This window comes from Gemmatimonadota bacterium, assembly GCA_030747075.1.
In the GTDB taxonomy this organism is placed as follows: Bacteria; ARS69; ARS69; order ARS69; family ARS69; genus ARS69.
In genome coordinates, this window is the sequence record JASLLL010000021.1 from 1 (window position 1) to 25,180 (window position 25,180).

General features: G+C 65.5%; 15 protein-coding genes and 1 pseudogene. 6 read left to right on the forward strand and 10 right to left on the reverse strand.

All coding sequences use genetic code 11. From position 1 onward, the window contains the following. Positions 1-165: 165 nt before the first annotated feature. From QF819_07675 to QF819_07690, 4 genes are read right to left on the reverse strand one after another with little or no spacing between them, the layout of a single operon-like run. Complete coding sequence (locus QF819_07675) at positions 166-2,517, reverse strand: transketolase (protein MDP6803038.1); 2,352 nt, start codon at positions 2,515-2,517, stop codon at positions 166-168. A 5-nt stretch (positions 2,518-2,522) separates the two neighbouring features. Then, positions 2,523-3,503: an RluA family pseudouridine synthase gene (locus tag QF819_07680; protein MDP6803039.1), complete on the reverse strand. Its 981-nt coding sequence runs from the start codon at positions 3,501-3,503 to the stop codon at positions 2,523-2,525. 1 nt (position 3,504) lies between these two features. Then, positions 3,505-4,251, reverse strand: coding sequence for a ribonuclease H-like domain-containing protein (locus QF819_07685; protein MDP6803040.1), 747 nt, complete (start codon positions 4,249-4,251; stop codon positions 3,505-3,507). Next, positions 4,239-6,677: a DEAD/DEAH box helicase gene (locus QF819_07690; protein MDP6803041.1), complete on the reverse strand. Its 2,439-nt coding sequence runs from the start codon at positions 6,675-6,677 to the stop codon at positions 4,239-4,241. The genes QF819_07685 and QF819_07690 overlap by 13 nt, the downstream gene beginning before the upstream one ends. A gap of 91 nt (positions 6,678-6,768) precedes the next feature. Here QF819_07690 and QF819_07695 point away from each other — a divergent pair, with 91 nt between their 5' ends. Then, entirely contained in the window at positions 6,769-7,863 is a 1,095-nt protein-coding gene (locus QF819_07695; protein MDP6803042.1) for a GDSL-type esterase/lipase family protein, read from the forward strand. On the opposite strand, the gene QF819_07700 is transcribed toward QF819_07695, so the two are convergent. The 4 genes from QF819_07700 to QF819_07715 all read right to left on the reverse strand — a co-directional run bounded on the left by QF819_07700 (position 7,851) and on the right by QF819_07715 (position 17,156). Beyond that, positions 7,851-11,195 carry a FlgD immunoglobulin-like domain containing protein gene (locus tag QF819_07700; protein MDP6803043.1) on the reverse strand — a complete coding sequence of 1,115 codons (3,345 nt, stop codon included), beginning with the start codon at positions 11,193-11,195 and terminating at the stop codon, positions 7,851-7,853. The two genes, QF819_07695 and QF819_07700, sit on opposite strands and share 13 nt — an antisense overlap. 4 nt (positions 11,196-11,199) lie before the next feature. Beyond that, positions 11,200-14,376, reverse strand: coding sequence for a T9SS type A sorting domain-containing protein (locus tag QF819_07705; GenBank protein MDP6803044.1), 3,177 nt, complete (start codon positions 14,374-14,376; stop codon positions 11,200-11,202). Between the two features lie 214 nt (positions 14,377-14,590). Then, on the reverse strand, positions 14,591-15,841 hold the full coding sequence (locus QF819_07710) for a FlgD immunoglobulin-like domain containing protein (protein MDP6803045.1): 1,251 nt from the start codon (positions 15,839-15,841) through the stop codon (positions 14,591-14,593). A gap of 118 nt (positions 15,842-15,959) precedes the next feature. Further along, entirely contained in the window at positions 15,960-17,156 is a 1,197-nt protein-coding gene (locus tag QF819_07715; GenBank protein ID MDP6803046.1) for a hypothetical protein, read from the reverse strand. Positions 17,157-17,318: 162 nt separating this feature from the next. On the opposite strand from QF819_07715, the pseudogene QF819_07720 reads away from it, so the two are divergent. From QF819_07720 to QF819_07735, 4 genes and pseudogenes are all read left to right on the forward strand, one after another. After that, positions 17,319-19,097: pseudogene (locus QF819_07720) on the forward strand (carbamoyltransferase). A gap of 69 nt (positions 19,098-19,166) precedes the next feature. Beyond that, positions 19,167-20,138 carry a methyltransferase domain-containing protein gene (locus QF819_07725; GenBank protein ID MDP6803047.1) on the forward strand — a complete coding sequence of 324 codons (972 nt, stop codon included), beginning with the start codon at positions 19,167-19,169 and terminating at the stop codon, positions 20,136-20,138. A gap of 2 nt (positions 20,139-20,140) precedes the next feature. Continuing rightward, on the forward strand, positions 20,141-20,551 hold the full coding sequence (locus tag QF819_07730) for an SxtJ family membrane protein (protein MDP6803048.1): 411 nt from the start codon (positions 20,141-20,143) through the stop codon (positions 20,549-20,551). Between the two features lie 21 nt (positions 20,552-20,572). Continuing rightward, entirely contained in the window at positions 20,573-20,779 is a 207-nt protein-coding gene (locus QF819_07735) for a DUF5989 family protein (protein ID MDP6803049.1), read from the forward strand. 47 nt (positions 20,780-20,826) lie between these two features. Here the strand turns inward: QF819_07735 and dinB are convergent, their stop codons facing one another. Both dinB and QF819_07745 read right to left on the reverse strand, forming a co-directional pair. Next, positions 20,827-22,017 (reverse strand): DNA polymerase IV, encoded by a 1,191-nt coding sequence (gene dinB / locus QF819_07740; GenBank protein ID MDP6803050.1) that lies wholly within the window; start codon positions 22,015-22,017, stop codon positions 20,827-20,829. Then, positions 22,014-22,268: a hypothetical protein gene (locus QF819_07745; protein ID MDP6803051.1), complete on the reverse strand. Its 255-nt coding sequence runs from the start codon at positions 22,266-22,268 to the stop codon at positions 22,014-22,016. The genes dinB and QF819_07745 overlap by 4 nt, the downstream gene beginning before the upstream one ends. Before the next feature lie 1,249 nt (positions 22,269-23,517). On the opposite strand from QF819_07745, the gene QF819_07750 reads away from it, so the two are divergent. Continuing rightward, positions 23,518-25,059: a hypothetical protein gene (locus QF819_07750; protein ID MDP6803052.1), complete on the forward strand. Its 1,542-nt coding sequence runs from the start codon at positions 23,518-23,520 to the stop codon at positions 25,057-25,059. Positions 25,060-25,180: the final 121 nt, after the last annotated feature.

Sequence of the window (25,180 nt, forward strand, 5' to 3'; positions counted from 1 at the left end):
GCAGCGGGTATATCGCCAACCCGTTGAGTCAGCGTGAGATGCACAATCTCGGTGCGGGCAGGCATTGGGTCGAATCGCTTCCATGCCCGAATACCCTGCACGAATCGGGCCAACAACAATCTTCAGAACACAACCGAAGCCTCACACGCCCCGCTGCATACAGCGTCAGTCTGCCAGCGAATCCAGCATCCGCCGCGTCCGCGCGAGCCGCTCCTTCCGGTCCCGGACAAACCCCTCGATCCCCGCAAAGATGTCCTCTGGCGACAGGTGCGCCTCGGCCATCACTTCGTCCACGGACCCCCCCGTGCGCCACCGGTCGTCCCGGTCCGAGGACATGGCGTACTCGTGGGCCACAGGATTCTTCACCCAGTCGTACATGAGTCGGCGAGAACGGTTCGTGACAAAGGTTATGTCCAACTGCGCCTCCGGCGGGAGAATGCTGTTTCGATACTCCTCTGGCTGCCGCGCAAAGAGCTGGGGGCTGACCGCCGCGACGATCCGCGCGTTCAGCCCGGCCCGATCGATCTCGGGAAGAACCTTCAGCAGATTGGCGGTACTCATGGTTCCCTGGACGAGCACCGTCCCGCCCTTTGGCTTTCCTTCCTCCCAGTCCCGAATGAGGTACGCCCCGCGAGCGGCCTCAAGGTGCGACGCCATACCCAGCGCCTCGCGGTCAGGAATCTCCACCGGCGGACGGGTGAGGTGCAGCGCCACGATCGGATAGTCCATGGCGAACGCCGCACCAAGCATAACCGGGACTTCGTTGTACTCCCACGGATGCAGATTCACCACGCGCCCCTCCGGGAAGAGGTCGGTCACCCCCGGCGCGAAAACGCCGAAGTGCGTCCGGGAGTCTTCCGCGGTCTCCGGCCCGGAGTGGCCTGCGACCCAGAGCACCTTGCCCACCCGAATGTCGGAGTCCTGCGAGATCTGGCTGAAGAGCCGCATGGGGCCGTACTTCAGGTAGCTGAACGAGCCGTAGGTGGAGCAGGCCGAGTAGAACCCGTTGAACTTCTCAAGCGGCGAGATGGAGAGATTGGTGCACGCCAGCCCGGTGCAGATTCCGGCGTTCGCGAACTCCGTGATCTCCTGGGGGAGCAGCGCCCCCTCGGGGTTCTCGCTTCTCTCGTACCAGCCCCAGCCTTCCTCCCCGCCGAAGCCCTTGGCGAAACCGGAGATGTTGGTGGAGTCCGCAAGATCCGCGGACATCGCCAGGAAAAGCGGCCGCCCGTAGTCCTTGCGGCCCAGCGTGTTCACGAACGCACCCCATGTCGCCAGCGCGGCCCGGTTGGGCTTCTTCTCTCCCGGTTTGGCCCACATTTCCTCCGGGTAGTTGCGATAGTCCCAGAAGCGGGCGTCCTCGAAAGGAGTCCGCTCCGGATTCACCTGCACACCGGGAACCGAATCCGGGACCATCCCCCCGATCTCCACAAGTCGGTCCGCAATATAGTCCAGAAGTTCAGGATCCTTCTCGAAGAGGCTGAGCACGCGCTGGAGATTGGCGGCGTACTGCTCCCGCTGAGCCTTGGGATCTTCCGGCGCACGCTGGTCCGTCCCCTCGAAGTCGATGCCGTACTTCTCCGTGAACTCCTTGCGAATCGTCCAGAAGGTCTCGGAGTTCATCTTGTGCGGAGCCCCGTGCGAACTGGCCCCGGTGACCATGTACCCGCGCCCCTTGATCGTCTTCATGTAGGCGCAGGAGGGAACGCTGTCCGGATTCTCCGCCTCGATGGCACCCTGAAGCGCGCGCGTCACATCCGCCCATGCCGAGCCGTCTTCCGCAGCCGACACTCTCCAGCCGGAGGAGCCGAACCAGTCCTGCGGAGTCCCGTAGACGACCGAGGAGGCCGAGCGCGGATCGATTCCGTAATCGTTCCAGTCGACGACATACACAAGATTGTCCAGACCCAGCCCCCACGCACTGTTCTTCGTTTCGTGGATGGCTCCCGCGGTCAGACCGCCTTCTCCCTCGAACGCGAAAACGCGAACTCCGCCCGCGCCCGCACGCTTGAGCGCCATGGCCTGCCCGGCAGCCGCCGGCGAACCGTGCCCTGACGGGCCCGTGTTGTACTTGAGGAAGAGCGTCTTGCCTTCCATCTCGGCGTGTCCGGCGAGCCCCCCGTTGCATCGGAAGTCCAGCAGGTCCTCCCAGCGGAGCATCCGCCGGTCCGCATCCGTCACGAGGTACTTCTCATCTCCGGTCTGGTCGTACTTCAAGCGAAGCGCATGGTTCAACACGGTCAGCACCGCATAGACCAGTGGCACCGTGTGTCCCGCCACGAGCACAACGCGGTCTCCGTAAGGCTTTTCCGGATTGCGAATGTCCCAGCGCATGAACCCGCCCAGAAGAGTGGCCACCATGGCGTGGACCTTGGACCGGCTTCCGCCCGGGTGGCCGCTCTGCCGGTAGTTCAGCATCAGGTCGATCAGGGAGTCGACCATGTCCTTGGTCTTCTCCCAGTGCGGGAAATGCCCTTCCAGTTCGGTGAAGCGCGTCTTCGGGTCTGTCGATTCCATGGTCTTCACAATCCGCTTTCCTTTGCGTGCCGGGAGGCGCGGCCCCCCTCGGTCGATGACTTTCCCGCGCCACCGGCCGGGACTTTGTCGTTCCACGGGAGTACTCCGTACCAGAATACCCGGAATCGGTCAGGAATCGAGGCCTGAACGCACAGCATTCCCCGCCCGGATGGATGCGCCACCCGGACGCGGGCGCAGTGAAGAAGGTGGGAGGCCGGATGGGGCACGCCGTCCGGAGGGCCATAGAGCCGGTCGCCCGCGACCGGATGCCCCAGATGGGCCGCATGGACACGAATCTGATGCGTCCGGCCGGATTCGGGAACCACGCGCACCAGCGTCCGAACCGGCCCTTCGGGCGGCTCCGAGTACCCCAGCGGCACGAAGTGCGTCCGCGCAGGTTGCCCGGAGGCGTCCACCATCCGCCGGGAAGTGCGCCCGCCATCCGCCCTCGCGACCCGGGCGTCCACCTGCACTTCTGCGCCGAGACGCCCTTCGAGGAGCGCCGCGTAGGTCTTCGCCACGCGTCGCTTGCGAAACTCGCGCTCCAGATGCCGCGCCGCATCCGCGGACTTCGCCAGGACCACCACCCCGGAGGTGTCCCGGTCCAGACGATGCGCCGGGCGCAGATCCGCGCCCCACCGCTCCCGAAGAATGGCGATCAGCGTGTTGGAGATATACGCCCCGCCCGCGTGCACCGGCAGATTCCCCGGCTTGTCGACCACCAGCACCTCTTCGTCCTCGTGCAGGACGGCGATGCGCCGGTCTACCTCCGGCTCTTCGTGCTCAAAGGAGTAGGTCACGCGATCCCCCTTGCGCACCACCGTCTCCGCGGCCGCCGTGACTCCGTTGACCGCCAGCGCACCCCGGGCGATGCGCACGGCCCAGACCTCCCACGGGCGGTAACGAAACCGGTGGCAGAGGAACTCGCGAAGCGTCCAGCCGGAACGGTACGGGTCTACCTCGCAGGAGCGTGTGTACTCGCGCAAGTCACTCTCCCAGGAGGTTGGTGAGAAGCCGAAGTGTGGTCACCACATCCAGCCTCCCGTGGTGCAATACGGGGACGAGCAGTTCGGCGTCTCCCGTTCTCACATACTCGTGATAGACGGCCGGGATTTCATCTCCCGGGATGTCTCCGGCACGATGAAGCCCGGTGACATGGCGTTCCAGAGTCTGGAGACGGCAATCCGGAAGTTCATCGCGATACCGACGACGCGCCGGGTGAAGAAGGTCCAGGTGGTTCATCTGTGCCGCAATGACATCCCCGACGCCGTGAAACCCCCCGCGCTCCCGAAGAAAGGGCGCGTCAAACGACTTCCCGTTGAAAGTCACCAGCACCCTGCGTTCCGCCAGCAATGCGCTCGCTGCACGAATGACCGCCCCCTCCCGGGCGTAGTCCGGGGCCAGCAACTGAAGCGTCACCGCACGCCCGTTCTCCACCAGCAACAGCCCCACCAGAAAGAGCGGATTCCCCCACAAGCCCGCCGTCTCCAGATCCAGTACGACCAGATCCTCCAGGGCACACCCCGCGGCTTCCGCGAGACCGTGGTCCATGCTCTCCGGCGGCCTCCTCGCGAAGTCCGCGAGCGCCCGACGCGCCCGGGCCTCGGCATCTTCGCCCGGCAAAAGCTCCGCCAGTTCCCGCCGAATGGCCGTCACTTCCACGCCACCCGCGGAGAGAGGTCCCGCCCCCGGGATATCCCGCAAGTCCCGCGCCGGAGCGGTCACGCCGGACATGACGCCTCAGCCCGCGCCACCAGTCCTTCGAGAATGAAGAGCGCGGCCTCCCGATCCGGAATGGGCCACGCACCGCCTGCTTCGGGATCCTGATGCTGCGCTGGCCGAAGAACCGGCAGCCCCACACACGAAGGGCACCCCCCGGAGCACGGGCACTCCCGCACAAGCTCCAGGCAGGCGCGAAGCGCGCGAGCCGGATCCCGGAACGCGTGTTCCACGAACCCGAGCCCTCCGGGATAGCGGTCGTACAGGAAGATGGTCGGCTGCCCCAGATTCCGGCTGTCCACAACGCCGCCAATGTCCGCCCGGTCGCACATGGCAAACAGGCCGATCACGCTGATCAGCAGGTTCCTCACGCCGACCAGCCCCTCCACCGGCTTCTTGCCCTTTCCCGTGACCTCCCGCCGCAAGTCCTCTCCCACGGTGATCCACGAAGAGGTGGTTTCCATATGCTGCTTTGGAAGATCCAGATTGCCGTACCCGATGGAGTCCGAGGAGAAGAACTTCACCTTCTTGAAGAAAGAGGTGAACCACGACACCGTCACATCTCCGAAGCCGAGCATCGCCCCGGCCCACTCTCCTGCTTCTCGTTCATTCCGGAGGAGTACGGTCTGCTCGATGACCGGCGTCGTGTAGTAGTCCACTTCCCGGCGCTCCACGAAGGCTGTCTTCCCGGTGAGGTCCAGTTCTCGAACGACAAAGGTCTCTCCATCGTGAAGGTAAACAGCCTCCGGGTAGAGCAGTTCCAGAGCCGAGATGGCATCCACATTCCCGATGACGCGCGCGTCTTCCGAAGCCGGACCCTCTTCCCGCACCACGGGCCGGAACGCGGAGCCGGCCTGCCCGGGCGGCGGCGCTTCCAGAATGGTGTAAGTGTCCGACGACATATGCCGAAGGCCCACATTCCGAGCCGGGAAGTCTGTGTTCGCCCAGTAACTGCGCCCGTCGAGGCGACGGGTTCTTCCCGCACCATCCAGTCCGCGCACAAGTTCTCCTGTGCGGGGGCCGAAGTGCTCTCCGTCTGAATCCGTCAGCGGAAGCTCAAACGCCGCGCATTCCAGATGCGCCGCCAGAATGTGCGGATTCTCAGGGTCGATGACCGCGCTCTCCGGCGATGACCCGAACAGATAGTCCGGGTTCCGCGCAAGATACTGATCCACCGGATCGTTGTAGGCGACGAAGACGGTGAGCGCGTCCTCCTTCCCCCGACCCGCGCGACCCGACTGTTGCCAGAGCGATGCCACCGTCGAGGGGAAGCCCACGACAATCGATGCTTCCATCGTGCCGATGTCAATGCCCAGCTCCAGCGCATTCGTCGATGACACCCCGAGGAGTTTCCCGCTGAAGAGGTCCTTCTCGATCTCCCGCCGCTCCTCGGGAAGATACCCGCCACGATATGCGCGCACCGAGTCCACCAGTTCGGGCTTTCTGCGCTGGAGTGACTCCCGGGCATACCGGTGGATCAGTTCCGCAGTCACCCGTGCCCGCGAGAAACAGATGGTCTGCACGCGGTCCGCCACCAGCGAGGAAAAGAGATGTTGCGCCTCCACATGGGAGCTGCGCCGGTCCATCTTCGCCGTGTCCAGGAAGGGCGGATTCCACACCACGAAACTCTTGCGCCCGCGCGGAGAACCGTCCTGATCCACCAGCGAAACCGGTTCTCCCACGAGTCGCCCGGCAAACTCCCCCGGGTTCGCAAGCGTGGCGGAACCCAACAGGAAGCGCGGGTCTGACCCGTGATGCCGGCACACGCGACGCAGGCGGCGGAGCACATTGGCCACATGGGATCCGAAGATCCCGCGATACGCATGAATCTCATCCACCACCACAAACCGAAGTCCGGACAGAAACCGCGTCCACTTCAGGTGATAGGGGAGTATCCCCGAATGAAGCATGTCCGGATTCGTGAGCACGAGGTTGCCCGAATCCCGGAGCTTCCGGCGACCGTGCGCGGGAGTGTCTCCGTCGTAGGTGCCGGTGCGCAGGACTTCCGCCACGCCCGGGGACAACTCCGCAACGCGCAGAAGGCCGCGTAGTTGATCCTGCGCGAGGGCTTTGGTCGGATAGAGGAAGAGCGCCGTGGAGTCTGGATCCGCAAGCAACGACTCCAGAACCGGCAGCGTGTAGCAGAGCGTCTTCCCGGAGGCCGTGGAAGTGACCACCGCCACATTTCGGCCCGCACGCGCTTCCTCCAGCGCATGAACCTGATGGCTGTAGAGCTGCTCTACCCCCAGCCCTTGAAGTGCCTTTTCCAGCGGCTCCGGGAGTGGGTGGCCCGGCCGGGCGAAGCACGCCTCTCGCGGGGGGATCTCTTCCACATGGGCGATCTGTCCGTCGTAATCCCTGGATGCTTCCAGCTTGTGAAGACAACGCGCGACATCCACCGGCACCCCCCCTTCGCCCGAGACCGGCACAGTACTAGACATCTGGCCAGCGGTCAAGTGCGCCCCCCGGCGGACCGAGTGCAGTATATTACAAGTAGGACGGCAGCCCCCCGAATACGCCGGGAGACCGCTCATGCCGCGCTTCAGACAGAGAGGACGCGCAGTGGCCGGCGCGCTGGTGACGGTAAGTGTCTCGGTCGTTCTGTCGTTTGTCGTGGCCGAGACCGCCTTTCGCGCGGTCGGAGTCGGCAAATCGCCCGAACCGAGCGCCTCCGCCGGACGGCCGGCCCCGGGAGCACCGACGAGGGCCGGATTCCTGCGGTGCCAACGCGACTCCCTGGTCGGCTGGATCTTCCCGCCTTTCGCGGAGGGCCGATTCCCCAGCGACCATCACCCGACCCCCGTTCGCTCCGATGCTCTCGGCCTGCGAAACTCCACTTCCGTCGCCGATGACGGGGGTGATGTCATTCGCGTGCTCTTTCTCGGCGATTCCTACGCATTCGGATGGGGGGTGGCGGAAGAGGAAGTGTTCGGCCGCCGCGTGGGAGAAATCCTCCGAACGCGCCATCCCGGCATCCCGATCCGAACCGTGAATGCCGGCATTCCCGGATACAGCGTCTTTCAGCAGAACGCGCTCCTGGACCGAATCCTCCAGGACGCATCCATCGGCGTGGTGGTCTCTTCGTTCAGTCTCGCGAACGATCCGGTCGATGAGTTGCGCATTCGCCGGTTCGCCCCCGACCGCCTCGACGAGTATCGCCCGACCATCCTCGATCCGAATGCGTTGCTTCCGAAACTCATCGCGCGAAGCCGGGTTCTGAGCTGGGCCGCAGGGCGAACACGACCGCTTCAGTTCCATGTCGCCAACGGGAGCGGGGACGCCATTCGCGCCGCCTGCTCGTCACGGGAGAATCTCGCCGCGCGGTGCGCCCGGGAGAACATCCCGCTTCTGCTGGTCACGATTCCCCGGAGAACCGAAGTGGTGGGCAACGCAGTCATGCACCGCCTGAGCGCGCTGACCACGCGGCACTGCCGCGGCCGGCTCCGCAGACTCACGCCCGCGGAGGGGGTGCGGGTCGTCGATGTGACGGGAGCGCTGAGCAGGGTTCCGCGCCCGGAAGAGGCGTATCTGGCGAACGACCGGCACTGGACGGCCTTGGGGCATCAGACGGTCGCGGAGGCGGTGGCGCGCGAGATCCCGCCAGAGTGGATCCGTCAGGGCCGGTGAACGACCTTGCCCGTCGCCCCGAATCCCCCCGCGAAGAGCCGGACGAAGTACACACCCTGTGAGACCCGGCGACCGGAATCGTCCCGGCCGTCCCAGAGCCGCGCATGACGCCCGGCCGGAAGCGCCGTGTCCTCGAGAATGCGCACCCGGCGGCCCGCCACATCATGAACCGAAAGCACCACGGGGACGCTCCGGGGCAACGCAAAACGGATCGTGGCGCCCACGCGGAACGGGTTCGGGACCGGCGGTGACAGCGCGAACTCGCTCGGCAGACCCGGCGTCACGACTCCGGTCACGCCGTCACCCGCAACCGTCGCCGGATCCCCTTCGTTTCCGGCAACATCCACCGCCGTCACGAAATACCACCCGGCGGGATCCCCGGTCTCTTCCCAGATCCACTGGGTTGTCTCAGCGATGAGTTCCGCGTCCGCAAGTTCGGAAGTGGGCGATGCATACACGCGGCAGAAATCGAGATCTCCGTCAACCGGAGGAACCCACGCCAGAGTCGGCGCAGTAAAAGACAGCCCGGTGGGCCTCCCCGGCGGGAGGTTGTCCACGGAAACGCCGGTCACCGGAGAACTCACAAACCAGACGGCCGGGTCCACCGTATGAACCGACACGACATACACGGACTCACCCGAGTGCTGCGCCGTGGAGTCGGTCGGCGACCGCACGGTGACCGTGTAGGATTCCTTCCGGCCGGCGGGAAGGGCCTCCACGGCCGCCCAGGTTCCCGGGGGAAAACCTCCCGAGCGACCACGCAGAGAGATCGTATAGAGGGCGCCGTTGAGTTGCTGGACATCCAGCCCGTCGACCCCCCGCGATCCTCCGCCCCGGAGTGTCGATTCATCCGAGGACTCCTCGGCACGCCGCACGCGATCGCGAAGCACCGGATCCTCCACGCGACGCCAGAGGTAATACTGCCGGGCCGGAGTGGGGATATTGTCGAAGTCGTGCCCGGACCGCGTGAACGCAAGGTCCACCCAGCCTCCCTGGTCCTCGGGAACATCGGTGGCGCTGTGGAGAATCGGGGGATCGTAGAGCCACTCGATCTTCAGGCTGTCCACCGACGGTGCTTCTCCGGGCACCGGTTCCCTCAGCGCACACCGCCAGCGGATGTCGTCGCCGGTGCCCCACAACCACGCCCACGAGCCGTCCGCGGGGAGTTCCTGCCAGGTCTCGCCTCCGGACGGACTGAGTTCCCATTCGACTGCCGGTGATTCCGCCGTCGTCAACCGGGCCCACAAGACCCCCATGTCCCGGTGCGGCAGCGACAGGGAGGTCGCCGTGTTCGCCGTCTCTTCCCGCTCCAGCGAGTAGACGCTCCACAGCCGAAGGCGCTCCCGCGTGTGCGGCCAGTAGTTGTCCGCCAGAAGCAGGAGGTCTCCGGAGAAGGCAAGTCCGTCAAAGTCCCCCGGCACATTCATGGAGAGGAAGGGCGAGGACGGATCGGTGATATCGATCACCTGCAGACCGGCATACCGGGCGGCGGCATAAGCGCGATTCCCGGAAATCACGATGTCGTGAATCTCCCCGGACGGATCCACGCTTCCCGTCACTGTGGGAAGCGTCGGGTCGGTGATGTCCACCACCAGCACCCCCTTCCAGCCGATTGCGGCGCACACCAGGTCCCCGTCGATGTCGACACCCTGGAAGTCCCCGGGGACATCCAGCGTCCCCACGAGGTCAAGATTGCCGGGGTCGGTGGCGTCGATCACCTGAAGCCCCGCCCAGTGGTTCGCCACGACTGCCAGGTCACCATCCACCGCTACGGCGCTGGTGATGCTGGTCGTGGGTACGCTCCCCAGAGTGACGGGCGCGAACGGGTCGCTGATGTCCACCAGAACGGTGCCTCCCAGTCCCGCGGCAACCCACGCTCGCCCCCCGTCCAGAGCGACATCGAACGCCTCCCCGCCGACGGCGTGCGTCGAAAGTGTGACGGGTACCGAGGGATCCGTGACATCCACCAGGGACAGGCCTTCCGGCCCGTCTGCCACCGCGACCAGCGTCCCGGATACCGCGACATCCAGCGTGGACCCCGGGGTGATGAGTTCGCCGATGAGCCTCGGCCGGGAGGGTTCGCTGATGTCGAGGATCTTCATCCCCCATCCCTCGATGGCCAGAAACGCCAGGTCTCCCTCGACGGCAACGCCGCGGGAGGTCCCGTAGCTGCGCCAGAAGCCCACCGGAACGGGCTCGATCCGGGAGGCGCGAACGCGCACCACTCGAACGCCCCCGACCCCGTCCGCCACCCACGCGTGCTCCCCGGCCAGCGACAGCATGCCGGCGACTCCGGGCGTGTCGACGGTTTCGCCGAAGGCGGGATTCACCGGGTCGGTCACATCGACCAGAAGGACTCCTCCGCTTCCGAAAGCCACGCACGCGAAGTTCCCGTCGACCACGATGGCGCGGGCATCCCCGATGCCGGACCACCCCCCCGCCCGGAAGGGTGCCGACGGGTTGGAAATATCGACCACGGACACACCCTCGGGCCCGTCCGCGACATAGACGAGCAATCCGGCGGGAGCGACGCCCATTGCGGACCCGGGGGTGGAGACGCTGGTGAGAAGAGCGGGCGCGAAAGCGTTTGAGACATCAATCAATGCGACGCCGGAAGGCCCGTCCGCAACGCAGGCGTACTTGCCGGTCAGTGCCACATCCGTTGCGTGGCCGGGAGTCGGAGTGGTCGAGACGTGCGCGGGGATTCCACCACCCGAGAGGTCGCAGATCACCAGTCCGGAGTCTCCCGCCGCCACATAGGCGTGCCCGCCGTGCACGACGACTCCGAACGCGCCGCCGGGGGTAGGCAGGGTGAACGCCCGCACGGGAGCCGAAGGGTCCGTCACATCCACCACCGCCACGCCCGCCGAGCCGCAGGCCACATACACGCGATCTCCGGAGTGCGTGAGCGCGAGCGCATCGCCGGGCATGGGGAGCGTGGCGAGAGTCGCGGGGGTGCCGGGGTCGCGAACATCCAGCACCGCAAACCCGGCGGTACCGGCGGCGACGAATGCATGATCCCCGGCGGAGACGACGGCGTGCGCTTCGCCGGAAACTGCCACCATGCCCACCTCCCGGGGGATTGCCGGGAGTTCCAGCCGGTCAACCGTCGTGTCCCAGTTCAGCGTCGTTCCACTGGCGTCCATGTAATCCGTCGTCGCAAAATCCTCCACATACGCTGCCGATGCGTGCGTAGCGACCAGTGTTATGCACGCGGCAATCCCCAGACCGCGAGCCTGCCGCATCATCCAGTCTTCCAACCGACGACTCCTCTCGCGCACCTCGACGCAGAGACGCTCCTCGCCCGCACCCGCATTCCCCGTCAGAATCACGCTGCTACCTCAGCCTCAGTACCTTCTCCGTCGCCATGCGCGACCCCGACTCCAGTGTCACGAAGTAGATGCCCGGCGCCGCCGACGCGCCGAGTTGGTCCAGCCCGGACCAGTGCACCAGATGCCTTCCGGCCGCCGCCTCGCCGTCGAACAGCGTGGCCACCCGACGACCCGACACATCGTGAACGGCCACAACAGCCCTTCCCGCATCGGGGATGTCGAAGGAGATGACGGTCGCGGCGCGGAAGGGATTCGGACTGCCTCCGAAGAGCGCGAACGACGCCGCGCCGGAGGCCGATTCGTCCGCGCCGGAAGCAGTCGCACCGGAGACCGTGGCCGGATCGCTCTCGTTCCCCGAGTAGTCGAGAGCCGTCACGAAGTACCATGGGTACACCGCGCCGGAGACATCCATGGTCGTGTCCAGCGTGTGCGCCACGAGTGTTGCGGCAGCGAAGTCATCGACCGGTCCGCCGTACACACTGAAGTGCGCAAAGTCCGCGCTCGGGGAGAACTCCCATGCCAGGCTCTGAGACGCGAACACCAGGCTGTCGGGAACGGCGGGCGGAAGATTGTCAACTGAGACGCCGCTGTCCGCTGCGCTTACGAACCAGATGCCCGGGTCCACCGTATGCGCGCTCACGACGAACACCGACTGAACGACCGCAGCGTCTGTGGAGTCGCCTGCCGTATGTCCTTCGACGAGGTAGTGGTCCCACTGCATGGCGGGAGCACTTCCGACCGGGGTCCATGTCCCGGGCGGGAAGTCGCGCGCCATCTCGTCCTTCACGAAAAGGTCATCGTCCACGATCAGAACCGCCCGATCGGCTCGCGCGCCGCGGGTATCGACACGCCGCCAGAGCGTATAGTTCGCTGCGGGCAGGGGGAGTCCCGGGAAGTCGTAGCCGGATCGCTCGAACTGGACATAGACCCAGCCGCCCTGATCGGAGGGCACATCCGCAACGGAGAGAATCGAAGCGGACTCACTCAACCAGTCGACCGTCAGCGAAGAGACGGACGGGTTCACATCGAGCGCGGAAACGGCGTGGGTCGAACGCCAGGCAAGGGAGGTCCCCGGCGCAAGCCCGCTCTGCCACTGCCCGTCCGCCGGGATCTGCGCCCAGCTTGCCCCGCCGTCGAGAGTGACTTCCCAGTCGACGGTCTCCGATTGCACCGTCGACAGCCGAGCCGCCGCCATGTTGTCTGCGGTCACCACCACGGGGAGAGATCCGGCACGATTGGCCGTCCGGTCGAGGTCGTCGTCGAAGACGCGAAGAACATGGAGTCCGGAGTACTCGTCGGAGAGAACCGCCGAGTTGCCGAAGAAGAGGACGCCTCGCGCGAAGTCGGGCGAGTCCCATGTTCCGAGGTGGGCGGGTTGCGTCGGGTCGGAGACATCGAGCGCGATGAGTCCGCTGTACCGGTCGCAGACCAGCAGCAAGTCCCCGGAGGCGGCCACGCCGTACGCCATGTCGGGCGTGTCGTAACCGCCCACGATCACCGGTGACAGGGGGTCGCCGATGTCGAGAACTGTCACGCCCTGAACTTCGTCCACGGCATAGGCGGTCGTGGCCTCGATCACGATGTCGAATGTGTAGCCGGGCATTGTGACGGTGGTCTCCAGCACGGGAGTCGCCGGGTCGGAAATGTCGATCACGGAGAGTCCGCCCGCGCGCGAGGGAACAAACGCGTGGTTTCCGTAAAGGGCCACACCCTCCGCGGAGCCCGGGACATTCACCGACCCGACGACGGTCAGGTTCGTCGGGTCGGTGATGTCCACAATCACAAGCCCGGCGTACTTCGAGGCCACAAACGCGTAGTCGCCCGCAACCTCCACCTTCATCGCACGATCCCCGGTGATCACGGAGCCGATCTCCACGGGATTCGTCAGGTCGGAAATGTCCACCGACACGAGGCCGCTCGTCCTGCACGCGACATAGGCGTAGTCGCCGTCGACATCGACATCGAGACAGGGAATCGGGATCGACGCCGTCCCGACCACGGTGGGCGTGGCGGGATCGGACAGATCGACGATGAGAAGGCCGCCGGTCCAGTCGGCGACAAACGCGTGGTTCCCGGCGATGTCGGAATTGAACGCCCGAGTCGTGGAGAGCGCCCCTTCCGTAATCGGCGGGACAGGCGCACGAACAGCGACGATGGCGAGCCCCCCCGCTCCGTCCGCCACGAACGCGCACCCTCCCGCCAGCACTACGGCATCCGCGCTGCCGGAGGTCGCCGCCGAGTCGACAACCGCCGGGAACACGGGGTCGGAGAAGTCCACTTTGCGAAGTCCGGACGACCCGGCCGCCACCCATGCGACCTCTCCGGACACGGCGATGGAAGACGCGTCTCCCGGGACTGGCGCGGTGCCGAGAATCGCGGGCGCCGAGGGATCGGCAATGTCGAGCACACACACGCCGGACGCTCCATCGGCGACCAGTGCGTGATTCCCGGAGAGAGCGAGGGACCGGGCATCCCCGGGGGTGGACAGCGTGGCGACCAGCACGGGGGCCGACGGGTCGGCGGTGTCGAGGACGACCAGCCCGCTCCCGTCGGCGACAAACGCGCGATCTCCGGCGACGGCAACGGCTGCCGCGTCGCCCCCGGTGGAGAGCGAACCCAACGCAACGGCCGCCACGGGGTCGGTCAGGTCGAAGAGCGCCAACCCGGCACTGCCCGCGGCCACGAAAAGCAGGCGCCCGTCCACGGCCAGCCCGCGCGCGGAACCCGCCGTCGCGATGCTCCCCGCCACGAACGGCAGGGACGCGTCGGACACATCCACCACGACAACACCGGAAGCTCCGGTCGCGACATACGCGTGGGGGCCGCGAAGCACCACCGCCGAGGGCGAACCGCCGAGACCCACGGATCCCAGAAGGACGGGGGCGGCGGGATCGATCACATCCGCGACGGCAAGGTTCCCGAGGGCGTCGGTGACATATGCGCGATCATCCGCGACAAAGACGGCGGACGCGGCCCCGGACAGGGAGAGCGACCCCAGGACCTCGGGTGAGTACGCGGGAAGTCGCACTTCCGTCGCCGCCGTGTCCCAGAGCGCCGTCGTGAAGGCGGGATCCCGGAACGCAGTGCTGGAGAAGTCCTCGGTGAATGTGCCGGACGGGGCCGGACCCACCATGAGGAGCGTGGCGAGAAGTGACATCCCCGCTGGGCGAAGCATGGCCATTTGGTTCCCCCGGACGCAAAAGCACGATGCAGTCGCCCCTTCCCGGACTACGAAGGGAAGGAGCGCACAAGCTGGGTCGCCAAAAGTATAGCATATGGCTGGGGGTTTTGTCGCATTGTTGATTTCCGCAACGAAGCGTCAATTCCTGCAAGAAGCGGCGGAGCGTCCCTGGAAAGGCCCTGTGCGCCTGTTTCGATCCGGGGAAGGGCGCGGCCTATCGGACGCGATGCACGCGCCTCACGGCTTCCCGCCCGGCCGCCTTCACGCGCACAAAGTAGATTCCCGCGGCCGTCTCCGCGCCGCCTGCGTCACGCCCGCTCCAGCGAAGGGTGTGCTCCCCCGCCGCCTGGAGTCCCGCGCGCAGCGAAGCCACGCGGCCACCACGAATGTCGTGGACCGTGATTTCGACGAAAGCAGGAGCGTCCAGCGCATAGGAGGCGAGAACGCCGCCCCGGGTGGGGTTCGGACGCGGGGCATCCAGACGGAGTCCGGCGCCATCGACGGCCTCCGGCGCACCGTTCCCGGACCCGATCACGCCCGTCAGCGGAGAGATCAGGTTGGGGCGGTCGTTCAGAAGCGTGCTCAACGCCTTCGCCTCTCCGTCGGGCGTGAAGGTATCCCGACAGTGCTTCAGCGAGTAGGACATGTACTGCGCGGGGTCCGGTGCGTAGGGGTCTCCATTGGCATCCGTCTCCCCGCCGACATACTCACATGCGTTCGTGACATTTCCGCTCCCCAGTCGCGGGTCCGCCGGGGTGTCGCACAGGAGATCCCCCGCCACATCGCAGTTGGAGCCGTCCACGAGTTCGTCACCGAAGTACGGCTCGTGGGTGTGGAAGAGGTCGAAGTAGTGCCCGATCTCGTGCGGGAAGGTCGAGTGGTTCGTGGCGGTCGCCGTGCAACTGTTCCGCATCGCGATCGCCTGCACGGAACTGGTCGTGAATGCGGAGATCCCGCACAGGCTCCCGTTCTCGTACGCCAGAACTTCGGTGAAGTAGATGTTGATCGCGTCCGGGACCGTGTTGGTGGTGCGGAGGTCGTTGATCTCGGCCAGGGTGCTGATCCCGGAGTAGAAGGCGTCGTCGTCGATGTAGTCGATCGCGCCCAGCGTGTAGAACACCATCCCCGTCGCGGCATACGCGGCGTTCGCATCGGCCAGCGCGTCCTCGTAGCGCGACTCCGCAAGGCCGCCGCTCCCGTCCGTTCGGCGCACGATGTGCGGCGCGATCGAAACATAGTGCGGCCCGGCGGGAAGGACACGGTCGGGCATCCCGCTTTCCGCTTCCCACTTTTCGAGAAAGGCCCGCCCTTCCTCGGCCGTCACATAGGAACCGCAGGCGTCCTGCGGGCGTGGCGCGTCCGGAACGGGCGCCGTGTGCGTGTCCAGCGCAACCGCGGACGAGGGGCCGAACATCACCAGGGCAAGCAGCAATCCGGAAGCGAAGAAGAAGTGACGGCGCGGCATGGCTCAGACCTCCGTAGCGAGGTGGCAGGTTTCCGGGACATCGCGCCGGGGGAAATCGAGGAAGCCGGACGGCCCGAATCAAGGGGGTCCCTATGATACCGCGAGCAGGGGTGAGCCCTCAAGGAGCTTCCGGGTTGGCACGGAACGACCCCAGCCAGGCGGCAATCTCGCGAGCGGCAAATGCGTTTCCGTCGAGATTCCAGTGCGTATTGCCCGGATCGTAGAGAGTCTCCGTGCGCGCCGCTTCCCGGGATGCCGCCAGCAGGTCCAGCACGGGAATCCCCTCGTGGCGGCAGAACTCCACAATCCCCCGCTGCGGCTTCTCCCAGTCGAAGAGACGGCCATCCTTGCGCAGACGCGCCAGAATCTCGTCTCTCTCGTTCGGATTCACCTGGAAACGGTCGGGGATGATCACGACCCGAAACTCGACTCCGGCGGCTTCCACCTGATCGTGGAGGTCGCCCACGACATCGGTCAGGCGTGCCAGCATCTCGACGAAGTACGCGTGTTGCGACGCTTCGCACAACCGCGCTCGCTGCGACTCCACCTGCATGAGACGCTCGCGGGAAAGGAACGGCGGGCGGGCCAGGTACTCCTCTCGATACCCGGGCATCTCCACGCCTCCGGTGCGCGCGCTCTCGCCTTCGGCCGTGCTTGAACTCTCCGCGTGCAAAGACCCCTTTCGCGCAGCGAGAACCCGCAACCCGTTGCGCACGAGACGCACAGCGTAGCTTCTGCGCGCCAGCCCGGCCGTCCATGCCTCGTCGGAGTCCGCTTCGTAGTGGTCGGTGAAGTCGTTGCCCACGAACAGTTGGAGAAGCAGAACATCCGGCTCCATCCGCGAACCCTCTATTTCCCACAACCGCCGCTCGAAGAGAGGCCCCACGCCGGGCGCGGCCAGAGTCAGAACTTCCACCGTCTCCGCGCGCTGGTCCTGGAGCCGCGCTTCCAGAAGTTGTGGCCAGTGCTCCGCAAATGGAATCCCCGCACAGGAGAACGCGAAGGAGTCTCCAATGATGACGACTCGCCGCGTGCCGTCCTCCTTCTCCAGGGAATACTCGGGTGTCCGGAAACCCCGGGAGTTGCTGAGAAACCCGGCGTGCCGTTCATACGGGGAGTAGCCAATGATCGTCCGGCTCATGAGGTCGGGAAGTGTGTCGAGTTCATCAAACTCGCTGGTGATGGACGGCATGAAGAGAAGCACGCGAAGCGTGTCGCTCCGCGAGTGAAGAACACGAAGACCCACTTCGCCCACGAGGAGAAGGATGGCCAGTTGAACAGCCACGAACTTCACAACCCATGGGATCCTCTTCACGCTCGTCTCCGTGAGTTCGCGCGGGTGGTCGGAAGAGGCGGGAGCCTACCACGGCCGTGCGCGAAGCGAAAAGAACGCGGGAGCTTCACCGTTATAGTCTGGAGTCGGGCAAGTGGGGCAGGCTAGACTCCCGCGTTCCATCCAGCCGACCCGGGAGTGCATGTGACGGCAATACTTGGCATCTCGGCGTTCTACCATGACGCGGCCGCCGCGCTCGTCGTGGACGGAAAGGTCGTGGCCGCCGCGCAGGAGGAACGCTTCTCCCGCGTCAAACATGACGACCGATTTCCGACGCAAGCGGTGGAGTCCTGCCTGAAGCAGGCGGGGATCGCCGCGCAGGATCTCGACTTCGTCGGCTTTTACGACAAGCCGTATCAGAAGTTCGACCGCCTGCTGGAAACACACCTCGCGTACGCACCGGCCGGGTTCCGGGCTTTCGCGAAGGCGCTTCCCCTCTGGATGAAGGTGAAGCTCCGCCTTCCTCGCGAGATGAACCGCGGCCTCGGAAACCAGTACGGCAAGAGTTTCGTCTTTGCGGAACACCACGAATCCCACGCGGCCAGCGCGTTCTTCCCGTCGCCGTTTGAAGACGCGGCCATACTGACGCTCGACGGGGTCGGGGAATGGGCCACCGCCACCTGGGGCGTCGGGCACGGGAACCGGATCGAGTTGACGCACGAGCAGCGGTTCCCGCATTCGCCGGGGCTCCTGTATTCCGCGTTCACGCAATACGCGGGCTTTGCGGTCAACAGCGGCGAGTACAAACTCATGGGGCTCGCGCCGTACGGGGAACCCCGCTACGCGGACCTCATTCTGGAACGAATGGTGGATCTGAAGGACGACGGTTCGTTCCGGCTCGACATGCGGTACTTCAACTACTGTCACGGGCACATGATGATCTCGGCGAAGTTCGAGCAACTCCTGGGCGGCCCGGCCCGGAGACCGGAGTCGCCACTCACGCAGCGCGACATGGACATTGCCGCATCCATCCAGCAGGTCATCGAGTGGATCATGCTGCGTGCCGCGGCCCATGTGCACAAAGAGACCGGACAGCAGAACCTGTGCCTTGCCGGAGGCGTTGCGCTGAACTGCGTGGGAAACGGGCGCATCCTGCGAGAGGGCCCGTTCGAGAATGTCTGGATTCAACCTGCCGCGGGGGACGCGGGCGGCGCGCTCGGGGTGGCGCTTCTCGTGTGGCATCAACTTCTCGACAATGAACGGGTGCCGGAAGCCGGGGATGCGCAGTCCGGATCGCTTCTGGGCGAGTCCTTTGACGATACGGAGATCGAGGACTTTCTGGAGAGCGTCGGGGCACGCTATGAGCGTGTGGACGACAAGACCGTTCTCTGCGAAGAGGTGGCGGCCTCACTTGCCGATGGAAAGGTGGTCGGCTGGTTTCAGGGGCGCATGGAGTTCGGGCCGCGCGCGCTGGGTTGCCGGAGCATTCTCGGCGACGCCAGAGACCCGCGCATGCAGTCGGTGATCAACCGGAAGGTGAAGTTCCGCGAGGGCTTCCGCCCCTTCGCCCCCATCGTGCTCCGGGAACACGCCTCCGAGTACTTCGAGATGCGTCCCGATCAGGAGAGTCCGTACATGCTTCTGGTCGCCCCCGTAGCGGAAGACAAGTGTGTGCCACCGGAAGATCCGGACGCCGAGGGACTGGACCTTCTTCAGCAGCGGCGGTCGGTCATCCCGGCTGTCACGCATGTGAACGGCTCCGCTCGCGTGCAGACCGTGGATGCGGAACGCTTCCCGCTCCTGCACCGGCTTCTTCGCGCATTTCACGCAAGGACGGACTGCCCTGTTCTGGTGAATACGAGCTTCAACCTCGGGTGGGAACCGATTGTGCGATCCCCCGCGGACGCGTATGACACCTTCATGTCTTCCGGGATCGATGTGCTGTGCATGGGGAACTTCCTGCTGCGCAAACAAGCGCAGCCCACCGCGGGCCCGTTGGTGGATTCCGCGCTCGCGGACGCGCTGGCGAGTCCGTGCTGCGGAGCGCGACTCATGCCTCGCGACGGGAACCTTGTCTGCGAAGCCTGCAATCACGCGTTCGCCTGTGAAGGGAACATCCCGCGTCTCTTTCATCCGCATGAAAACTACGGCGATTCCGATGACATCACGGATCGCATCCGGTCCTTCTACGAAGAGACCCCGTTCCCGAACTATGACGAGTTCGACTCCGTTCGTTCGCTGATCGAGAAGTCGCGCCGGGGTCTTTACGCACGCCGTCTCGACGAGACGATCCCCCACAATGCCACGGTACTGGAAGCCGGATGCGGGACGGGACAGTTGGCGAACTTCCTCGGGATGTCCTGTCGGCATGTGATCGCAACGGACCTGTGTCTGAACTCGCTGCGGCTCGGAGAACGCTTCCGGCGCGAACACGATCTCGACCGCGTGCGGTTCATCCAGATGAACCTGTTCCGTCCCGCCGCAAAACCACGGAGTTTCGATGTCGTGATCTGCACGGGAGTCCTGCATCACACCGCGGACCCGTTTGCCGGTTTCGCGGGGCTTTCGGAACTCGTGAAGCCGGGAGGACACATCGTGATCGGTCTGTACAACCGAACCGGGCGGCTGTTCACCAACCTGCGCCGCCAGTTCTTCCGTGTCACAGGCGGCCGCGCCCGGTGGATCGATCCGATCCTCCGCGCAGGAGGAGCGGAGAGCGAAAAGGCCCGCACCTGGTTTGAGGATCAGTACCGCAACCCGCATGAGTCGCTGCATACCTTCGGGGAAGTGCTGGGTTGGTTTGAGCGCACCGGAATCGACTTCGTGCGGGGCGTGCCCGCCATGCGACTGGAGGATGATGGACTCGGGGGCGGGCACCTCTTCGAACCCCAGTCGCCGGGAACGGCACTCGACCGGTTCCTCGTGCAGGCCACGCAGATCGTCGCGCCGGGGCAGAAGGAGGGCGGGTTTTTCGTCATGATCGGGAAGCGGCCCGAAGACGACAGGACCGGGGGGCACCCGTGAGCATGATTGAACTCAACCGGCAGCCTTCGCGACGCGATCTCCTCTGGTTCGGGGTTATCCTCCTCGTGTTCTTCGGAGTGATTGGCGCAGTGGCACGCTTCCGGTTCGATGCCCCGACTGCGGGAGCGGCGATGTGGTATGCGGGAGGCGTGGTCACGGCGGGTTATTTCGCGGTAGACAGGCTCCGAGTCCCAATCTACCTGGGGTGGATGAGGCTCTTCTTCCCGCTGGGGTGGACGATCTCTCACCTCGTGTTGGTCGTGCTATACTTCGCGATTATGATGCCAATCGGGCTTCTGATGCGAATCGGGAGGTATGATCCGCTTTGTCGGCGGAAGGACCCCGATGCCCCTTCATTCTGGCAGAAGCGGAAAGTGGCCGGAGATTCCTCCCGGTACCTGCGACAGTTCTGACAAGGTGCGAGCGTGACCGAAATGAAGCCCGACCAAAGCGCAAAGGCTCGCCGGTTCGCCGAACAGGCCGGTGGAAAGCCCCGGGGAATGCTGAGTGAGTTCTGGGGCCTGCTTCGGGAGAACAAGAAGTGGTGGCTGACACCCATCATTCTGGCGGCGGTTCTTCTGGGCGGGTTCATGATTCTGATGGCCACGCCGCTGTCCCCGCTGATCTACACGCTGTTCTAGGAGAAGTCCGACGGGCACCCTCCGCAAAGGTGATCCGGTGCCCTCTTTCAACGACGCCCCCCGAACCCGATCACTCTTTCTCCCCAGCGATCCCTGATTCCGTCCACCGCCTGAAGCAGGGATTCCCTCTCCTGAGCGTTTTCAAACAGCTCCTCCTGTCTTCCCGAAGAACCCTCCTCCAGTCCGGACACCGACACCCCGAGCAGACGCACCGGAAGGGAACCGGCGGAGTCCCAGAGGTTGTGGGCAATGCCGGAGATCTTACGGCCGTCATCCGTGGGAAAGTCCAGCGTGCGATTGCGGGTGATGGTCTTGAAATCCGGGAAGCGAATCTTCAGTGTGATCGTTCTTCCCGATCTGCCCTTCTTGCGAAGTCTGCGTGACACCTTTTCCGACAGAGACCTGAGAACTCCGCGCACCTCCGCAGGATCCGCCATGTCTTCCGCCGGGGTCACCTCGTGTCCCATCGATTTCTCCGGGACCTGCTCGAAATAGGGGACGACTTCCGCTTCCAGTTCCCCGCGTGCCGAGCGACCCAGCCACAGACCCGCTTCTCCCAGGCGATCCGCCAGCAATGAGGGATCTGCTGCCGCCAGGTCCTTCACCCGCACGATGCCCATTCTGTGAAGAGCGGCCTCTGTTTTCTCTCCGACTCCCCACAACTTCCCCACCGGCATTTCCCCCACGAGACTCCGAAAGCCGCTCCTCGTCAGCACCGTGACCCCGGCGGGTTTGTTGAGACCGGATGCGATCTTGGCGATCATTTTCCCCGGTCCCACTCCGACCGATGCCGTCACCCCGACTTCGGTGGCAATACATTCCTGGATCTTCCGGGCCGCTTCCCGGAGATCCGGCCATCGACGCTCCAGTCCGTTGAAATCCAGAAAGGCCTCATCGACCGATGCCGGTTCCACCCACGGAGTAAATCGATCCAGAATCTTCAGTACCGCCAGAGAAAAGTGGCGGTACTTCGCTCCATCCGTCGGCACCCTCACAAGCCCCGGACACAACCCCATGGCACGCCCCAGGGGCATCCCCGACCCCACACCGAAACCCCGTGCCCGGTAATTGGCCGTCGACACGACTCCCCGGCTTCCCGGTTCCCCTCCCACCGCCAGCGGGACTTTGGAAAGCGGAGGCCTCATTTTTTCTTCGACCGACGCAAAGAACGCATCCATATCCACATGAGCAATCCGAAGCCGGAGGATTTCCTCTTCCCGGGGAGAAAGGGGCGTCATCCTTCGAGATAGATGTTCATGAGTTTCCACCGGCTGGTTCTTGGCTCATAGCTGATCTCGTAGTAGTCCTGTGTGCCCACCCCGAGAGAAAAGAAATGCACGCGATCCTCTCCCACCCGTTTGATCCAGGTGCCGGCCACCTCGGCGACCGTAAAGTCGCGGTTTCTCCACCGGAAGCGCATGGGGCGAATCCCCCCTTCACCAAACCGGACCAGGGCGACAATGGGTTCCTCGATTCTTTCGATGGCCATCTTTGTTTTCTCCCTCGCTCTGTCGGACCCACCCCACACTACCAGACACCTGTCTGGTAGTCCACCCCTCTGCGTCTGCTATTTGTGGTCCGATGAGTGTCCCGGATCGGGGACATTCTTTCGCAAGCGGCGTCCCGGATCGGGGACACCGCCTCCCGAGATGGCGTGGCGGGAGACCGGACGAGAATCTGCAAGGGGTTGATTTTTCACCGATTAGGCGGTCTTTGCGCGGAGGGCACACAAATCGGCCCCATCCTTGCGTAGAAGTTGGGCAAGCGGGGGTGCCCTCTCCCAACGGTTGGCGCGCGGAGGTGTGTCGCCGACGACCGGGAGCGAACGGAACCCCCACGGTGATCCCGGCGGACAGCCTGCTCGGGGAATCGTTCAGGGGACGAGGAAATGGCCTCCTCGTCCCCTTATTTTATGCTCCCGAGAGAGGCACCTCCCTCTCCGGGGCCAGGCCGCTCCGCTGCGATGGCCACCGTCGCCCGCTATCTTCCGCACATTCCCGGACGGCATTCAAAACCCGCCCCGGCGCGTGTCCGATTCCAGCAAGCACAGGATCCCGTACCGGGGGCCGGATGAGTCGCTCTTACTCACCTGACGCGCATCGACCCCCTCACCCGCGCTCCCCGGGCCGGGCCTGATCGCTTCCCTTCACGCATTCAGACGATTCCCGCTCATTCGCTTTCGCGACGAAGGCAGGCGGGGCCTTGAGCCCCGTTGAGGATCGGCCGCGCTTTCGCGACGAAGGCAGGCGTCGTCACGGGAACCCGCAGCACCGGCGGGAGAGACGCCCCGAACCAAAAGGCCCGGGGCGCGTCGACTTTCCCTGCAGTTGTTCCGTCAGGAGGCCGTGGGTTCCGGCCGTGAGGCCTCCGAAGCTCCCACCATCCTCCGGTGCAGCTCTTTCCAGCAATCCCGGACGCGTGACCTCGTCCGGCGGCGGCGTACGATTCTCTTGCGGAATGAAGTTCCCCGAACGCGGGGTCCTCCCCTCATCAGGGCTTCCGCCTTCCTGTCCCTGGTGACCTCCCGGACCCGCGAGGGGACTGCGCACGGACGCCGGCAGTGCCATGGAAATCGGGCGCGGGGTGAGCGGCGGAGGCTGCTGACCCGATCCACGGCACCATAGAATGGGGACGACCGACGGTCAAGCACCGCATCTTGCGGTATGATCCCGCGACCGAAAAAGGGAGCGCGAATGCGTCCGGCGACGGCAAGAACACAAAGCGAATCCTCCGGGCGGATGGCGCTGTACGCGACGGCGCTCGGTACCGTGGTGCTTGCCGCGCTCTGGTTCGCGGGTAGGGCAGCCCATCCCGGGCCGCTCGGGTTCCGCCTCGACGACGCATGGATCCACATGGTGTACGGGCGCGGCCTTGCGACCGACGGCTTCCTCTCCTACAACCCCGGCATCCCGTCCACCGGTTGCACTTCGCCCGCATGGGCGGCCGTCCTGGCCCTCGTGCATCGGGCAGGATTCGCGCTGGAGGCACGCGTCGCGGCGGTGCTCCTGGCAGGCGCTTCGCTCCACCTTCTCGGCATCCGCGAGGCCTCGCTCCTGGCCGCCCGGATCTCCCCGGGCCGCTGGGCCGGCCCAACCGCGGGAGCGCTCACCGCGCTTTCGTCCGCCTATGCCGTCGCGGCGTTTTCGGGAATGGAAGTAATGCTCTGCGCGCTCCTGCTCCTCGCGACGGTCCGCGCGGTCCTGGAGAATCGTTTCCTGCGCGCGGGCATCCTCGCGGCACTCGCCGGTCTCGCACGACCGGAGTCCGCAGCGGTCCTGGCCGTCCTCCTCCTGCACGCGTCACTCCAGCGCGACGAATCCCGCGCGAAGAACCTCGCCCGCCTCGCACTCCCGCCGCTGATCGCCGGAGCCGCGCTCATGGCGTGGAACCTCCGCGTGGACGGCACCGCCCTCCCCGCGACCTACCACGCCAAGGCCTCCGCGCTCCTCGCCGAACTCCCGGGGCGCACGCTCCGGGGTTTCCGCGATATTGTGATCGGTACGCTCCCCTTTGCCGGCGGCATCGGGTGGTTGGCTCTCGTCGGGGTCGCGCTCCCCCGCCGCAACGGCGGCCCATCCCGAACGGATGCCGCGCTTCCCCTGGCCGCGGGCGTCGCCTTCCTTCTGGCCAATCTCGCACTCATCGACCCGGTCGATCCCGCTGCCTTCTACCATCGCCGCTACCTGCTCCCCGCCGTTCCACTCCTGCTGACAGGCGTGGCGATCGGTGCGGACGCACTCGGGAGACGCATCCGCAAACCTCAAGCGCCGCTCGCGGTTCTGGTCGCCCTGGCCGCCCTTGGCTCGGTCACCACTCTCCGAACCGAAAGCCTCCACCTGCACCACGACACCCGCAACATCCACGAGGTGCAGCGCTCGCTGGGTGAGTGGCTCCACCGTCACATCCCCGACGGCCGATGGGTCGCCGCCTCGGATGCGGGCGCGATTCGCTACTTCTCCGAACGGCCCACCGTCGACCTTCTCGGACTCAACACCCCGGGCATTCTCCGCGAAGGGGAATCCTTCGTCCGTGAGCATCCGGTTGCGGCGGTCGCGTGGATGCCCGCCTGGTTTCGCCCGATGGAGGCTCCCGGCATGGAAGTCCTCTTCGCCGCGGAAACAGCCGGTTACACGGTGACCTCGAACCCGAAGATGGGGCGGCAGTGGATCACCGGCGTCCCCGGAGATGCGGGGGATTCGCCCACGCGGCTTCGCTTTTCAGGATACCGGTCATTCGAAGTGGACTGCCTGCCATGGACGGAAGGAGCCGCGTCTCCCTGACGCAGCCCACTCCCACGCCACCCTTCCCGCGACCTCTTCGGGAGGCTATGCTCCGCGTCGGAGGTGCACCCTGGAAGACCATGGCAAGCTCGACCCGGCACGAGCCATCGCGAAGCGCCTG

Bases quoted from the DNA above. Each gene is read 5' to 3' on its own strand.
- QF819_07730 (MDP6803048.1), top strand. From the start codon at position 20,141: ATGATTGAACTCAACCGGCAGCCTTCGCGACGCGATCTCCTCTGGTTC.
- QF819_07705 (MDP6803044.1), bottom strand. From the start codon at position 14,376: ATGGCCATGCTTCGCCCAGCGGGGATGTCACTTCTCGCCACGCTCCTC.
- QF819_07745 (MDP6803051.1), bottom strand. From the start codon at position 22,268: ATGGCCATCGAAAGAATCGAGGAACCCATTGTCGCCCTGGTCCGGTTT.
- QF819_07725 (MDP6803047.1), top strand. From the start codon at position 19,167: ATGCCTCGCGACGGGAACCTTGTCTGCGAAGCCTGCAATCACGCGTTC.
- QF819_07675 (MDP6803038.1), bottom strand. From the start codon at position 2,517: ATGGAATCGACAGACCCGAAGACGCGCTTCACCGAACTGGAAGGGCAT.
- QF819_07685 (MDP6803040.1), bottom strand. From the start codon at position 4,251: ATGTCCGGCGTGACCGCTCCGGCGCGGGACTTGCGGGATATCCCGGGG.
- QF819_07735 (MDP6803049.1), top strand. From the start codon at position 20,573: ATGAAGCCCGACCAAAGCGCAAAGGCTCGCCGGTTCGCCGAACAGGCC.
- QF819_07690 (MDP6803041.1), bottom strand. From the start codon at position 6,677: ATGTCTAGTACTGTGCCGGTCTCGGGCGAAGGGGGGGTGCCGGTGGAT.
- QF819_07710 (MDP6803045.1), bottom strand. From the start codon at position 15,841: ATGCCGCGCCGTCACTTCTTCTTCGCTTCCGGATTGCTGCTTGCCCTG.
- QF819_07750 (MDP6803052.1), top strand. From the start codon at position 23,518: ATGGCGCTGTACGCGACGGCGCTCGGTACCGTGGTGCTTGCCGCGCTC.
- dinB (MDP6803050.1), bottom strand. From the start codon at position 22,017: ATGACGCCCCTTTCTCCCCGGGAAGAGGAAATCCTCCGGCTTCGGATT.
- QF819_07695 (MDP6803042.1), top strand. From the start codon at position 6,769: ATGCCGCGCTTCAGACAGAGAGGACGCGCAGTGGCCGGCGCGCTGGTG.